This window comes from Citrobacter sp. wls829 (assembly GCF_005280825.1).
In the GTDB taxonomy this organism is placed as follows: Bacteria; Pseudomonadota; Gammaproteobacteria; order Enterobacterales; family Enterobacteriaceae; genus Citrobacter; species Citrobacter gillenii.
In genome coordinates this window covers 126,544-138,249 of the sequence record NZ_SZWP01000056.1, presented here as the reverse complement: position 1 = coordinate 138,249, position 11,706 = coordinate 126,544, and the positions used below count along the sequence as shown (strand labels likewise).

Sequence of the window (11,706 nt, the reverse complement as noted above, 5' to 3'; positions counted from 1 at the left end):
TGCCAGACGGTGCTGAGACGACGCTTACCTTTAACTCTGAAGAGGTGGAAGTATCTGACCAACACTGTCACGTAACGCCAGATAACTACAAAAACACCTTTTTCCTCCTGTAAATTGCAGTTCCTGCAAGAACATCAAGGCATAATGTTGGAACAGCGTGTGATACACACTTAGCATCATGTTTTGTATGTGTTTTTTTTAAAACTTTACAACTTTAAAGTCTTTTTCAGGTTAAAGGATACAACTTTAATGTCTCTACACAAGTGTCCGGGGAGTGACGGTGAAGGTAAACCGTATAACGTTTTAATATTACGCGTCATCTGATGTAGTCGTGGCCGGCAACGTAATAGACGTCACTCTTCTTTCGGCAGGCACTGCAAATGACCGTGGCGCACGCCGCGTTGGGAGATAACGTCATCGGCAAAATGCTGAACGTCACCCATGTCCCCTTTTAGCACGGCGATTTCCAGGCAGTCGTCATGGTTGATGTGGACATGCAGCGTGGCGACCGACAAATCGTGGTGGTGATGCTGGGTCGAGACAATACGGCTGGCTAAGTCACGCTTCTCATGTTCATAAACATAGGAGAGTACCGCGAAGCCCTGGGTGCCGTGTTCTTGCGTGCTTTCCTGGGATAGCGCGCCGCGCAAAATGTCGCGGATGGCTTCGGAACGGTTGTTATAACCCCGGCGCTGGCTCAGGCTGTCCAGCGTTTCCAGTAAATCGTCATCGAGAGTAATAGTGACTCGTTGCATCTAAAGTTAACCTTTTATGTGGCGTACAGGGCATGCGGAAATAGCGTATTTTGTAACACACGTGTGGCATCTGGGGAAAAGGTTAATGCGCTCGCAATAAACGCAGCAGGGTGCTTACCTGCTCATCCAGCGGCGCGAGCGTCTCTTTGACGATCAGATGCAACGGTGTGGCACGGCGAGCGCCGTGACTTAACGGCAGCGGACGTAATAGCCCCTGATCAAGCTGCGCTTGAATACGCTCCTCGGGCAACCAGCCGTAACCGACCTGATACAGTACCGCATCAATAGCGGCATCAATGGTAGAGAAGGTCCAGGCATCGCGAACCGCTTGCTGTGGGTTGTCGCGATCGGCAATACGTATCAGCGGCCAGGCGCGTAAAGCGTCTTCATCCAGCGGCGTATCCTGCGTGCAGAGCGGGTGATCGCGGTGGGCAACGGCCACGAAATCAATATTCATCAACCATTCACCGCGTCCGGTGACATCCTGACGCCGGGTCAGAACCATCACGTCCGCATCGGCATGTGCCGCCAGCCGATCGTCAGCATTCTCCAGCACTTCAGTCAGACGCACCTGCGTCTGCGGCCACGCCTGCTGGAACTGCTTGAGGATCGCGAACAGGCGTTTGCGTGGGAAGATGCTATCTACCATCAAATCCAGTCGTGTTCGCGTGCCATTGCGTAAAGTCGCCGCCCGGGTTTCCACCCATGAAAAAGCCTTCAATAGCGGTTTGACCTGATTGAGCAGTACCTCGCCTGCCGGAGTTAATACAGCTCTGCGGCCTTCCGGCGTCAGTAGCGTCACGCCGAGCCGCTCCTGTAACAGCGCCAGATTGTAGCTCACCGAAGACTGACTACGGTTGGTCTCTTCCGCTGCTTTAGTAAAGCTACCCAGCTCCACCACTTTTTCCAGCAGGGCCCACTGTTCCAGGGTTGTCTTATGCATAACTCATCTAAAAATTGAATGAATATGATGTAAACATAGCGTTATTCATCCAATTTTTGAAGCGTTAAGATCGCCCCATCAACTGAGAGGAGAACGCATATGAGCGCTTTTGATAAACATGACTTGAGTGGGTTTGTCGGCAAACATCTGGTCTATACCTACGATAATGGCTGGAATTACGAGATCTACGTGAAAAATGACACCACGCTGGATTACCGTATTCACAGCGGTATTGTGGCTAACCGTTGGGTGAAAGATCAGCGGGCGTACATTGTGCGAGTTGGGGAGAGCGTTTATAAAATTTCATGGACCGAACCGACCGGAACCGACGTCAGCTTGATCGTAAACCTGGGCGACAAACTTTTTCACGGCACCATCTTCTTTCCACGCTGGGTGATCAACAATCCGGAGAAAACGGTCTGCTTCCAGAATGACCATATTCCGCTGATGATGTCGTATCGTGATGCGGGCCCGGCGTATCCAACCGAGGTGATTGATGAGTTCGCGACCATTACCTTCGTGCGTGACTGCGGGGCGAATAATGACAGCGTTATTGCCTGTGCTGCCAGCGAATTGCCGGATAACTTCCCGGAAAATTTACGCTAAGGTATCCAGTCTCTGCACGGCGTCGGCAGTCAATGTAAACGGCGTTGGCGTACACACGGCCAGGCTCAGGGTATCGAGCTGGCACTGACTGACAGAGAGTGAGGACGTCAGGGTGGTGCTGTCGACGCTGACAATTTGCCAGGCGCTGCCGCCACGCTGTTTAATGATGGCTTCCTTGCGCGTCCAGATGCGCCAGAATGCGGCCAGTTGTTGGTCCGGATGTTCCGCTTCTACCTCAGCATGTTCCCCCTGGCTGAATACCGTATTTGCCAGCGTTTGCCAGTTATCACGCGGGCGCACGACTTCAATATCGCAGCCGACTTCCCCTTCATCACTGAGCAGCAGGGCGATGTCATCCCCGCTGTGGCTGAGATTAAACCACAGCGGCGTGTCGCCTGAGAATGCCGGTTTTCCCTGCTCACCATAGACAATGTCAGGCAGTGGTGACAAGGCATGGGAAAGCAGCACGCGGCCAGCCAGCCAGCGCGTGCGGCGCGCACCTTGCGGCGCCTGTTCATATAACGCGCGAGGCAGGGCGCCAGCGCTTAAAACAGAAACTTTCCCGAGAACAATCCGGTACATATCAGGGCTAACCTTTAGTCATAATGGGGGTTGTGTACCATTCTTCACGTCTCTTTTGCAAGTCTATCCCGGTAATCGACTTTTCGGTCTACCGGGGCCAAGCAAAATTGCCAGCTTGCTGCCACCCCTGGTAGTTTCCATCCAGATTTTACACACGCTGGTAAGCGGCACGGAAAGTAACATGCCGACCGGGCCGAGCAGCCATCCCCATACCAGTAAGGACAGGAAGACAACAAGCGTCGACAGGCCTAAACGATGGCCCATCATACGCGGCTCGAGGATATTGCCAATCACCATATGTACTACCAGAAACAGGGCACCGACCAGCACGCATTCGTAAATCCCGTTGAACAGCAGCGCCTGCAGCATGGGAGGGACGGCGGAAATCACCGAGCCAATATTGGGTACATAGTTAAGCAGGAATGCCAGCACGCCCCACATCAGTGCAAACTGAATGCCCATTAGCGCCAGTCCCAGCCAGACGATAGCCCCGGTCCATAAGCTGAGCAATGTTTTTAACGCCAGGTAGTGAGAAACGCCCTTCAATGCACGGTGCAGACCCGCAATATGGATCTGCGGATTATTCAGCGCAAAGCGCAGCTTGTAAGGAACATGGCGTACCTCAAACAGCATAAACACCACCGTCATTACCAGCAGGAAGACGCTGGCCATTGCGCCGGAAAGCCCGGTCATCAGCGTGGTCGTGAAGGTCATTAGCTTGTCGGAGTCAATACGTTGCAGTAGACGTTCTGGCGACATGTGCAGGTTAAGAAAGGGCACCATCTCTTGCACGTAGAGGACCTTGCGCGTCAGCTCCTTGTTGTACTTTGGCAGCATGTCCATGAATTCCGTGATTGAAGATGCGAGAACGCCGATCAGCGCGGTGAGCACGAACAGCATCACTACCACCACCAGCGTAATGGCAATCGGGCGACGCAGCCCCCGGCGAATAAACCAGGTCACCAGCGGGTTCAGGACGATGGCAAAAAAGAGGGCCAGCAGCAGCTGCACAATAATGTCGGCAGCCGCATGAATACCTGCGAGGATCACCACCAGGGCGGCCAGTTTGAGCAAAATATGCAAACCTGTTTTATCAGGCTGAGCGCTTGTCATGTGTTCTTCCTTTTTACGTTTTGCTCTAAGTGTAGCGGCTGGCTTACGACCTATATTCCTAAACTGTCTGCTGATTTCTGCCCGGCAACATGGTAGAAATGAAACACTGTTGTAAAAATGTGGTGACCCTTCATGCCCGAACCCGTCGCTGAACCGGCGCTTAACGGATTTCGTCTCAATCTGCGTATTGTCTCGGTGGTGATGTTTAACTTCGCCAGCTACCTGACTATTGGCTTGCCGCTCGCGGTGCTACCCGGCTATGTTCATGATGTTATGGGTTTTAGCGCCTTCTGGGCTGGGCTTGTGATCAGCCTGCAATATTTCGCCACCTTGTTGAGCCGCCCGCATGCGGGGCGATACGCCGATCTGCTGGGGCCGAAAAAGATTGTCGTGTTCGGGCTGTGCGGCTGTTTTTTAAGTGGCCTGGGCTATTTGCTGGCGGGAACAACCAGCGGCTGGCCGATGGTGAGCTTACTGTTGCTGTGCCTCGGGCGTGTGATCCTGGGGATTGGGCAAAGTTTTGCCGGTACCGGTTCAACGCTGTGGGGCGTGGGTGTGGTGGGCTCCATACACATTGGGCGGGTGATTTCATGGAACGGTATCGTCACCTACGGGGCGATGGCGATAGGCGCGCCGCTGGGCGTGCTGTGTTACGCCTGGGGTGGTTTGCAGGGACTGGCGCTGACCATCATGGCGGTGGCTCTGTTAGCAATAATGTTGGCGCTGCCACGTCCGGCGGTGAAGGCCAGCAAGGGCAAGCCGATGCCGTTTCGCGCGGTGCTCGGGCGCGTCTGGTTGTACGGTATGGCGCTGGCGTTGGCTTCCGCTGGTTTTGGGGTGATCGCCACCTTTATCACGCTGTTTTATGACGCCAAAGGCTGGGACGGCGCGGCATTCGCGTTGACGCTGTTTAGCTGTACGTTTGTCGGGACCCGCCTGTTATTCCCAAACGGCATTAACCGCTTAGGCGGGTTAAATGTGGCGATGATCTGCTTTAGCGTGGAAATAGTTGGGCTGCTGCTGGTAGGGATGGCGGATCTGCCGTGGATGGCAAAAGTAGGCGTTCTGTTGGCAGGTGCGGGGTTCTCGCTGGTGTTCCCGGCGCTGGGCGTGGTGGCGGTAAAAGCGGTGCCGCAGCAGAATCAGGGCGCTGCGCTGGCGACCTACACGGTATTTATGGATCTCTCACTGGGGATTACCGGGCCACTGGCGGGACTGGTGATGACGTGGGCGGGCGTACCGGTTATTTATCTGGCGGCAGCCGGGCTGGTGGCGGTGGCGTTATTGCTGACCTGGCGGTTAAAAAAACGGCCCCCGGAGGACTCTGCGGAGGCCGTGTCATCGTCTTAACCGTTACTGGATAACCAGCGTGTTAATGATGTTCTCTGCGGTCGCCTGCGCTTTCTGCTGATCGTCAGCAGGCAGCGTGATCTGCAGGGTCAGAAGCTGGTTGTCCACTTTACCCAGCACCACAGAAGAGTAAGCGGTCTGGCCTTTGGCGGAGATGATGCTGTCTAACTGCTGCAGGGTATGGCCCTTCAGCTCAATCGACTTGTTGGTGACGACCTGCAGCTGCGGGTCACGGCTACGCTGCTGATCTTCCAGGCGTTTGGCCAGCACGGTCAGGTCTTCACTGGTGTCATCACCGACAATCACAATCACTGCTTTCTGGCCGGTTGCGTCAGAATACACGTGCATATTGTTGGCCTGAGTACCCAGCTTGCCGCTCTGATCGGTCATATCTGCTGGCAGGGAAAAACTGAGCTTGCCGTCCAGCAGGCTGACCGGTTGTCCGGCGGCGTTACTTTCCGCGGCAGCACCCTCGGCTGGCGCTTTGGTATCGCTATTATCACAGGCCGCAAGCCCCATAACCAGCAGGCCAATACCGACATATTTAACCAGATTGCGCATTGACTTCTTCCTTTCGATAAACGGCCATAACGGCTCATTCGTCCATCTTATCACAACTCGGAAAATGAACCTTTAACTCGTCTGTAATGCCGCGATTTCGGATTTATCTGCCAGCCTTTTCAGTAACATATTCAGCAACACACCGTACATCGGCAGGAAGAAAATAATACTGATCAGCACCTTGAAACAGTAATCGACCAGCGCGATTTCCATCCAGTGCTCGGCCATAAAGGCATCCGGGCTGCGCCAGAAGGCGATAAAGAAGAAGGCCAGCGTATCGCTGATGTTGCCAAACAGCGTGGAGGCGGTAGGTGCGAGCCACCAGCGGCGGTTTTGACGCAGGCGGTTAAAGACGTGCACATCCAGAATTTGACCCAGTGCGTAGGCCATAAAGCTGGCGGCGGCGATACGGGCGACAAACAGATTAAAGTGCAGCAGCGCGTCAAATCCTTGCCAGGACCCCATATAAAACAGCGCGGAAACCCCATAGGAGATCAACAGCGCGGGGATCATGACCGCAAAAATGATGCGTCGTGCCAGCGGTGCGCCAAAAATGCGAACGGTCAGGTCGGTGGCGAGGAAAATAAACGGAAAGCTAAAGGCGCCCCATGTGGTATGGAAACCGAAGATGGTGATCGGCAGTTGTACCAGATAGTTGCTGGATGTGATCACCAGCAGATGGAATAGCGATAGCCAGAACAACGCTTTTACGCGCTGAGTTTGTGTAAACGGAGTCATATTGTACCTTTTTAGTCAAGAATTGGGGTGAGGGAACCCAATAAAACGGTCGCATGATACTGCTTTAACAGGGCTTTGCAATGGTTGTTTTTCACGCAATCGTTAACCTGATTGGCTTACTGACCAACAGAGCGTAAAATAACGCCGTTTTTTATTGAACGAGACAACGATGAGCGATTTGTTTACCTCTCCCGACCATACCCTTGATGCCCAAGGGCTGCGCTGCCCGGAACCAGTGATGATGGTGCGTAAAACTGTGCGCGGCATGCAGGCCGGTGAAACGCTGCTGATTGTCGCGGACGATCCGGCGACAACCCGCGACATTCCCGGCTTTTGTACGTTTATGGAACATGAGCTGGTGGCCAAAGAGACCGACTCTCTGCCGTACCGCTATTTAGTGCGCAAAGGTCAGTAAGCTTGTTTGCCGGATGGCGGCGCAAGCGCCTAATCCGGCCTACGAATGACGAACAGCCAGTCGGCCTGATAAGCGAAGCACCATCAGGCGAGAAACAGGCATTACCCTTTCCGTAACAGCCGCAGCGCGTTGGCAGTCACCAGTACCGTTGCCCCTGTATCTGCCAGCACCGCCAGCCACAATCCGGTTATCCCCAGTATCGTGGTTATCAGGAAAATCCCCTTCAGACCCAGCGCAATGGCAATGTTCTGGCGAATATTGGCGTGAGTAGCGCGCGCCAGTTGGATCATTTGCACCAGGCCGCGCAGGCGGTTATGGGTCAGGGCGGCATCCGCCGTTTCCAGCGCGACGTCGGTGCCGCTTCCCATCGCAATGCCGATGGTGGCTGCTTTCATTGCCGGCGCGTCGTTAATCCCGTCCCCAACCATCGCTAGCGGGGACTGCTGGTTCAGGCTGGTCACTACCCGAACTTTATCCTCCGGTAGCAGGCCTGCTTTGAATTCCAGCCCCAACTCACCGGCAATTGCTGCCGCCGCACGTGGGTTATCCCCGGTCAGGATCACGCCTTTTACGCCCAACTGATGAAGCTCGTTGATGGCGGTCAGGGCGTCGTCACGCAGTGTATCCTGTAAGGCCAGCACGCCGAGCACCGCATCGTTGCGCAGCACCAGTACCACCGTTTGCCCGGCGCTTTCCAGTTCGCTAATCTGTCCGGCAAAGGCTTCGGCAGGCTGTTTGCCCGCTGCGCAAATCAGTATCCGCTCGCCGTTGACCTGCGCTTCAATACCCGAACCCACCAACGCCCGCTGCGCTTGTGCTGCCGGGATGGTCAATTCACGGGTCTGCGCTTCACGGACAATCGCCTGAGCCAGCGGGTGCGTGGCACCTTGCTCAACCGCTGCCGCCAGCGCCAGCAGTTCGGACTCGCTGATGCCACTCGCCGGATGAATCGCCGTCACGCGCGGTTTACCCACGGTTAGGGTACCGGTTTTATCGAATGCCACATGAGTGACCCTACCTAATTGCTCCAGCGCGGCTCCGCCTTTAATCAGCGCCCCACGCCGCGCCGCTGCCGCCAGCCCGGAGGTGATTGCGGCAGGCGTTGAGATCACCAGCGCACACGGGCAGCCAATCAACAGCAGCGTCAGCCCTTTATAAATCCACTCCTGCCAGGAGGCGGCAAACAGCAGTGGGGGAACAAGAGTGACCAGCAGGGCGATCGCCATGATGGCCGGAGTGTAAATGCGGCTGAAGCGATCAATAAACCGCTCAATCGGGGCCCGACGCTCTTCGGCTTCTTCTATCAGCTTCAGGATGCGGTCAATGGCGCTGGCGCCCGGTTCAGACAGGACTTCCAGCGTGACAAGGCGGTCAACGCTGGTGGCGCCCGCCGGGACTTTATCGCCCGTGGCGCGTTCGACAGGAATAGATTCGCCGGTCAGGGCGCTTTCATCAAAGCTGGCAAAGCCGGAGACCAGTTTGCCGTCGGCGGGTAAGCGCCCACCTGCAGCCACTTCAATCACGTCGCCGGGCTGGAGGCTGTTAATGGCCACTTCTTCGCGCTCGCCATTGCGCAGGCGGATTGCGGTTTCGGGTTTTAGCGCCATCAGCGCGCTGACCCCTTTGCGGGCGCGGCTGGCAGCCCATCCTTCCAGGCGTTCGCCAATTAAAAACAGCAGCAGTACCATCGCGGCTTCCGCCGTGGCACCAATAAACAGCGCACCAATGGCGGCGACGCTCATTAGCGTTTCAATGGCAAAGTAGCTGCCGGTTTTCATCAGGCGCAGCGCCTGACGGGCAATGGGATACAGCCCGACCAGCGTCGTGGCGATAAACGCCATCTGACCAAAGGGATGATTGAACTGCTCCAGCCCCCAGCTAATCGCCATCATGATGATGAGGGTGATCAGCGGCAGATTTTCTTTAAACCGCGACTCGGGTGCGGCTTCCGGTGCTTGCTCATCGCGCAGGGTATAGCCCGCTTTTTGCACCGCGTTTTCTATGTTCTGGCGAATATCGGCCCCGGCATCGACCACCAGTTTTTCGGTAGCGAACAGCACCTGAACCTGGTTGACGCCGCTGACCTGGCGGACCGCATTTTCAACTTTACGCGCGCAGGCGGCGCAATCCATGCCTGAGACTTTCCAGGTATAGCGCGTGCCGTCCACCGTATTGGATACGGGCGTGGGTGAGGGTGCGGCTGTCGAGCAACGGCCTTCACTGCAGCAGTCATCAACCTTCTGCGGTGCAGGCGCGAGCTTGAATGAAGAAAATTGTGGGGCCTTTTTGCCATTGGTATCGGGCGTCGACATGGCATCCTCCGGTTGATAATCATTTCGTCTTAACCGGAGGATACACTCTGGAGTCGACTCCAGAGTCAAGCGTTTTTAAAGGTACAGTGAACGTACAATCAGGAAATGTCCGGCGAAGTAGCAGGCGGCGGCAATGGCGTTATCGGCGCGGAAGCGGCGGCGATAATGACTACCCAGCCAGACAATATTGCCGATGAACAGCAATGAGGCACCCATAAATGCCGATAGCGCCGGGGCGGTTGGGCGGAAGAACCACAGCTCGCCAGCCATCCAGACCATCATCAGAGTGATGCCGATAAAGGTGCAGATGGCGACGCGCAGTTCTTCCAGCCGCGTCCAGATCACGGCGATCAGCAGGGCACCCAATACCAGCAGCACCAGCGGCAGAGGCCAGAAGAATGACATCGTCATTTGGCTGGCGAAATAGATGGTATAGAGCAAATGCGACAGGAAAAACGCCCCCACGGCGTACAGCAGGCGTTGACGCGGCAACAGCGTCAGCGCATCGCCGAGCAGCGAGGCCAACAGGCCGGCCAGCACCAGATAGCTGATGGCATTAAACATTGGCGCCTGCCAGGCCAGCAGCAACAGCAGCAATAATGTCAGGGGTTTAAAGACCCAGCGTTGCCAGGTGGGACCACGATAGGACGCATCCACGAACAGCCATGCGGAAAGACAAACAGCGATAAACGACCAAAGCATCTTAGTTCCTTGAATTCGTTATTTTTTCGTAAGCGGGGTGCTTACGGCTCTTCTGTCCAGTGTAGAGGTCGATACCGCCAGATGACAACACCATAACAGGCAGGGTATGCTTATTTCCGCATTTTCTGATGGGTTAATAAAATGAGTAAGCCACCACTTTTTTTCATTGTTATCATTGTATTAATCGTTGTCGCCGCATCGTTTCGCTTTGTCCAACAGCGCCGGGAAAAAGCGGATAATGATGCCGCGCCGCTGGTGCAAAAGCAGGTTGTGGTGAGCAATAAGCGGGAAAAACCGCTGAATGACCGACGTTCGCGCCAGCAGGAAGTGACTCCAGCGGGTACCAGCATGCGTTATGAAGCGAGCTTTAAGCCACTTAGCGGGGGAATGGAGCAGACGTTTCGCCTGGATGCACAGCAGTATCATGCGTTAACGGTCGGCGATAAAGGCACGCTGAGTTACAAAGGGTCGCGCTTTGTTGATTTTACCCAACGACTGCCGGATGGCGGCTGATACCTTATCCGGCCTACAAGTCTGTGGGCCCGGCTCGCAACGCGCCGCCGGGCGAAAAGATCACGGCTACTTCTTCAACTGATCTTTAATCTTCTTCTGCCAGACCAGCAACTCAAACACGCCGAACAGGAAAATACGCACTTTCTCGCCGGTGGTCATCTGCGGGCCGTCTTTCGGCAGGGTGCTTTTTAGCAGCGCCAGCTGCATGCCGTGCATCAGCACCATAAACACCAGCGCCACGTTAACGAAGATATTGAGCGGGCGCGGGAAGGGCTGAAAAAGGTTGAGCAGCAAGAATGCCCAGACGCCCAGCATCAGCAGGCGTCCCAGGTTAATCAGCATGGTGTTCTCCTCGTGCTTCACGTTGATACAGGCGATAGGCAACCTGGCCGGCGACTTTTTCACGATACAACGACCAGTTAACCGGAACCGGCGGCAGGCCGTTTTCGACTTCGCTCTCAACGTAAATATACGCCTCGTTTGCCAGCCAGCCATTCGTTTCCAGAAGCGTTAATGTTTCTTCCAGTAATCCTTTACGAAACGGCGGATCAACAAACACCACATTATGCGGCGACCCCGCCTGAGCCAGAAACGCCAGCGTATTGGTGTTGACGACGCGGGCGTGATTGGCCTTCAGCGTGACGAGATTTTTTTGTAGCTGCTGAGACACCGCCCGATCCATTTCCAGAAGCGTTGCGCCTGCGGCATAACGGGAGAGTGCTTCCAGCCCCAGCGCACCGCTGCCAGCAAAGCAGTCCAGACACTGGGCATCGACCATCATTGGTGCCAGCCAGTTAAACAACGTTTCGCGGACACGGTCAGTAGTGGGTCGCAGACCCGGGCTGTCCGGAACCGGGAGTTTACGGCCGCGCCATTGCCCGCCAATAATGCGGATCTGGCCGCTGCCTGAGTGATTCGGTTTTTTCATTTCTATTATTGCTCAATCCGCCTATAGCATGTCATTCCAGGCGGTGATGTGAGTTAAGTTAACCCGTCGCCTTTCAAGTGACCTCTTCGTTGGCTGCACTTACTCACCCGAATCACTTACTAAAGTAAGCTCATCGGGATTCGTGCGCTTGCCGCCTTGACGTAACTCGAAATTCATTGGGTATAAGT

At 55.2% G+C, this 11,706-nt stretch carries 14 protein-coding genes; 4 read left to right on the top strand and 10 right to left on the bottom strand.

The window, feature by feature from the left end; genetic code table 11:
- Positions 1 to 353 precede the first annotated feature (353 nt).
- Together nikR and FDW88_RS11335 are read right to left on the bottom strand one after the other, a co-directional pair.
- Positions 354 to 755: a nickel-responsive transcriptional regulator NikR gene (nikR, locus tag FDW88_RS11340; protein WP_096759193.1), complete on the bottom strand. Its 402-nt coding sequence runs from the start codon at positions 753 to 755 to the stop codon at positions 354 to 356.
- 82 nt (positions 756 to 837) lie between these two features.
- Positions 838 to 1,698, bottom strand: a complete 861-nt coding sequence (locus FDW88_RS11335) for a LysR family transcriptional regulator (RefSeq protein ID WP_117342497.1) — start codon at positions 1,696 to 1,698, stop codon at positions 838 to 840.
- Between the two features lie 99 nt (positions 1,699 to 1,797).
- On the opposite strand from FDW88_RS11335, the gene FDW88_RS11330 reads away from it, so the two are divergent.
- Positions 1,798 to 2,304 carry a phenolic acid decarboxylase gene (locus FDW88_RS11330; RefSeq protein ID WP_135911256.1) on the top strand — a complete coding sequence of 169 codons (507 nt, stop codon included), beginning with the start codon at positions 1,798 to 1,800 and terminating at the stop codon, positions 2,302 to 2,304.
- On the opposite strand, the gene acpT is transcribed toward FDW88_RS11330, so the two are convergent.
- Together acpT and FDW88_RS11320 are read right to left on the bottom strand one after the other, a co-directional pair.
- On the bottom strand, positions 2,296 to 2,886 hold the full coding sequence (gene acpT, locus FDW88_RS11325) for a 4'-phosphopantetheinyl transferase AcpT (protein ID WP_137362571.1): 591 nt from the start codon (positions 2,884 to 2,886) through the stop codon (positions 2,296 to 2,298). The genes FDW88_RS11330 and acpT overlap by 9 nt on opposite strands.
- Before the next feature lie 63 nt (positions 2,887 to 2,949).
- Positions 2,950 to 3,999, bottom strand: a complete 1,050-nt coding sequence (locus tag FDW88_RS11320; RefSeq protein ID WP_096759214.1) for an AI-2E family transporter — start codon at positions 3,997 to 3,999, stop codon at positions 2,950 to 2,952.
- Positions 4,000 to 4,131: 132 nt separating this feature from the next.
- Between FDW88_RS11320 and FDW88_RS11315 the strand changes: the two genes are divergently transcribed.
- A complete protein-coding gene (locus FDW88_RS11315; protein ID WP_137362570.1) occupies positions 4,132 to 5,349 on the top strand; it encodes an MFS transporter in 1,218 nt (405 codons plus the stop codon).
- A 3-nt stretch (positions 5,350 to 5,352) separates the two neighbouring features.
- Here the strand turns inward: FDW88_RS11315 and FDW88_RS11310 are convergent, their stop codons facing one another.
- Together FDW88_RS11310 and FDW88_RS11305 are read right to left on the bottom strand one after the other, a co-directional pair.
- Positions 5,353 to 5,910 (bottom strand): DcrB family lipoprotein, encoded by a 558-nt coding sequence (locus FDW88_RS11310; RefSeq protein WP_115257264.1) that lies wholly within the window; start codon positions 5,908 to 5,910, stop codon positions 5,353 to 5,355.
- 72 nt (positions 5,911 to 5,982) lie between these two features.
- A complete protein-coding gene (locus tag FDW88_RS11305) occupies positions 5,983 to 6,648 on the bottom strand; it encodes a 7-cyano-7-deazaguanine/7-aminomethyl-7-deazaguanine transporter (RefSeq protein ID WP_096759217.1) in 666 nt (221 codons plus the stop codon).
- 169 nt (positions 6,649 to 6,817) lie between these two features.
- On the opposite strand from FDW88_RS11305, the gene tusA reads away from it, so the two are divergent.
- Positions 6,818 to 7,063: a sulfurtransferase TusA gene (tusA, locus tag FDW88_RS11300; RefSeq protein WP_003827551.1), complete on the top strand. Its 246-nt coding sequence runs from the start codon at positions 6,818 to 6,820 to the stop codon at positions 7,061 to 7,063.
- Positions 7,064 to 7,164: 101 nt separating this feature from the next.
- On the opposite strand, the gene zntA is transcribed toward tusA, so the two are convergent.
- Positions 7,165 to 9,375, bottom strand: a complete 2,211-nt coding sequence (gene zntA / locus FDW88_RS11295) for a Zn(II)/Cd(II)/Pb(II) translocating P-type ATPase ZntA (protein WP_137362569.1) — start codon at positions 9,373 to 9,375, stop codon at positions 7,165 to 7,167.
- Positions 9,376 to 9,450: 75 nt separating this feature from the next.
- Positions 9,451 to 10,077: a lysoplasmalogenase gene (locus FDW88_RS11290; protein WP_096759219.1), complete on the bottom strand. Its 627-nt coding sequence runs from the start codon at positions 10,075 to 10,077 to the stop codon at positions 9,451 to 9,453.
- A 141-nt stretch (positions 10,078 to 10,218) separates the two neighbouring features.
- On the opposite strand from FDW88_RS11290, the gene FDW88_RS11285 reads away from it, so the two are divergent.
- Positions 10,219 to 10,590 carry a DUF2500 domain-containing protein gene (locus FDW88_RS11285; protein ID WP_137362568.1) on the top strand — a complete coding sequence of 124 codons (372 nt, stop codon included), beginning with the start codon at positions 10,219 to 10,221 and terminating at the stop codon, positions 10,588 to 10,590.
- A gap of 66 nt (positions 10,591 to 10,656) precedes the next feature.
- Here FDW88_RS11285 and FDW88_RS11280 read toward each other — a convergent pair whose 3' ends face one another.
- Both FDW88_RS11280 and rsmD read right to left on the bottom strand, forming a co-directional pair.
- On the bottom strand, positions 10,657 to 10,932 hold the full coding sequence (locus FDW88_RS11280; protein WP_096759221.1) for a DUF1145 family protein: 276 nt from the start codon (positions 10,930 to 10,932) through the stop codon (positions 10,657 to 10,659).
- On the bottom strand, positions 10,922 to 11,518 hold the full coding sequence (gene rsmD, locus FDW88_RS11275; RefSeq protein ID WP_096759222.1) for a 16S rRNA (guanine(966)-N(2))-methyltransferase: 597 nt from the start codon (positions 11,516 to 11,518) through the stop codon (positions 10,922 to 10,924). The genes FDW88_RS11280 and rsmD overlap by 11 nt, the downstream gene beginning before the upstream one ends.
- Positions 11,519 to 11,706 lie beyond the last annotated feature (188 nt).

Coding starts and splice junctions, on each gene's coding strand:
- nikR (WP_096759193.1), bottom strand. CDS start 755: ATGCAACGAGTCACTATTACTCTCGATGACGATTTACTGGAAACGCTG.
- FDW88_RS11335 (WP_117342497.1), bottom strand. CDS start 1,698: ATGCATAAGACAACCCTGGAACAGTGGGCCCTGCTGGAAAAAGTGGTG.
- FDW88_RS11330 (WP_135911256.1), top strand. CDS start 1,798: ATGAGCGCTTTTGATAAACATGACTTGAGTGGGTTTGTCGGCAAACAT.
- acpT (WP_137362571.1), bottom strand. CDS start 2,886: ATGTACCGGATTGTTCTCGGGAAAGTTTCTGTTTTAAGCGCTGGCGCC.
- FDW88_RS11320 (WP_096759214.1), bottom strand. CDS start 3,999: ATGACAAGCGCTCAGCCTGATAAAACAGGTTTGCATATTTTGCTCAAA.
- FDW88_RS11315 (WP_137362570.1), top strand. CDS start 4,132: ATGCCCGAACCCGTCGCTGAACCGGCGCTTAACGGATTTCGTCTCAAT.
- FDW88_RS11310 (WP_115257264.1), bottom strand. CDS start 5,910: ATGCGCAATCTGGTTAAATATGTCGGTATTGGCCTGCTGGTTATGGGG.
- FDW88_RS11305 (WP_096759217.1), bottom strand. CDS start 6,648: ATGACTCCGTTTACACAAACTCAGCGCGTAAAAGCGTTGTTCTGGCTA.
- tusA (WP_003827551.1), top strand. CDS start 6,818: ATGAGCGATTTGTTTACCTCTCCCGACCATACCCTTGATGCCCAAGGG.
- zntA (WP_137362569.1), bottom strand. CDS start 9,375: ATGTCGACGCCCGATACCAATGGCAAAAAGGCCCCACAATTTTCTTCA.
- FDW88_RS11290 (WP_096759219.1), bottom strand. CDS start 10,077: ATGCTTTGGTCGTTTATCGCTGTTTGTCTTTCCGCATGGCTGTTCGTG.
- FDW88_RS11285 (WP_137362568.1), top strand. CDS start 10,219: ATGAGTAAGCCACCACTTTTTTTCATTGTTATCATTGTATTAATCGTT.
- FDW88_RS11280 (WP_096759221.1), bottom strand. CDS start 10,932: ATGCTGATTAACCTGGGACGCCTGCTGATGCTGGGCGTCTGGGCATTC.
- rsmD (WP_096759222.1), bottom strand. CDS start 11,518: ATGAAAAAACCGAATCACTCAGGCAGCGGCCAGATCCGCATTATTGGC.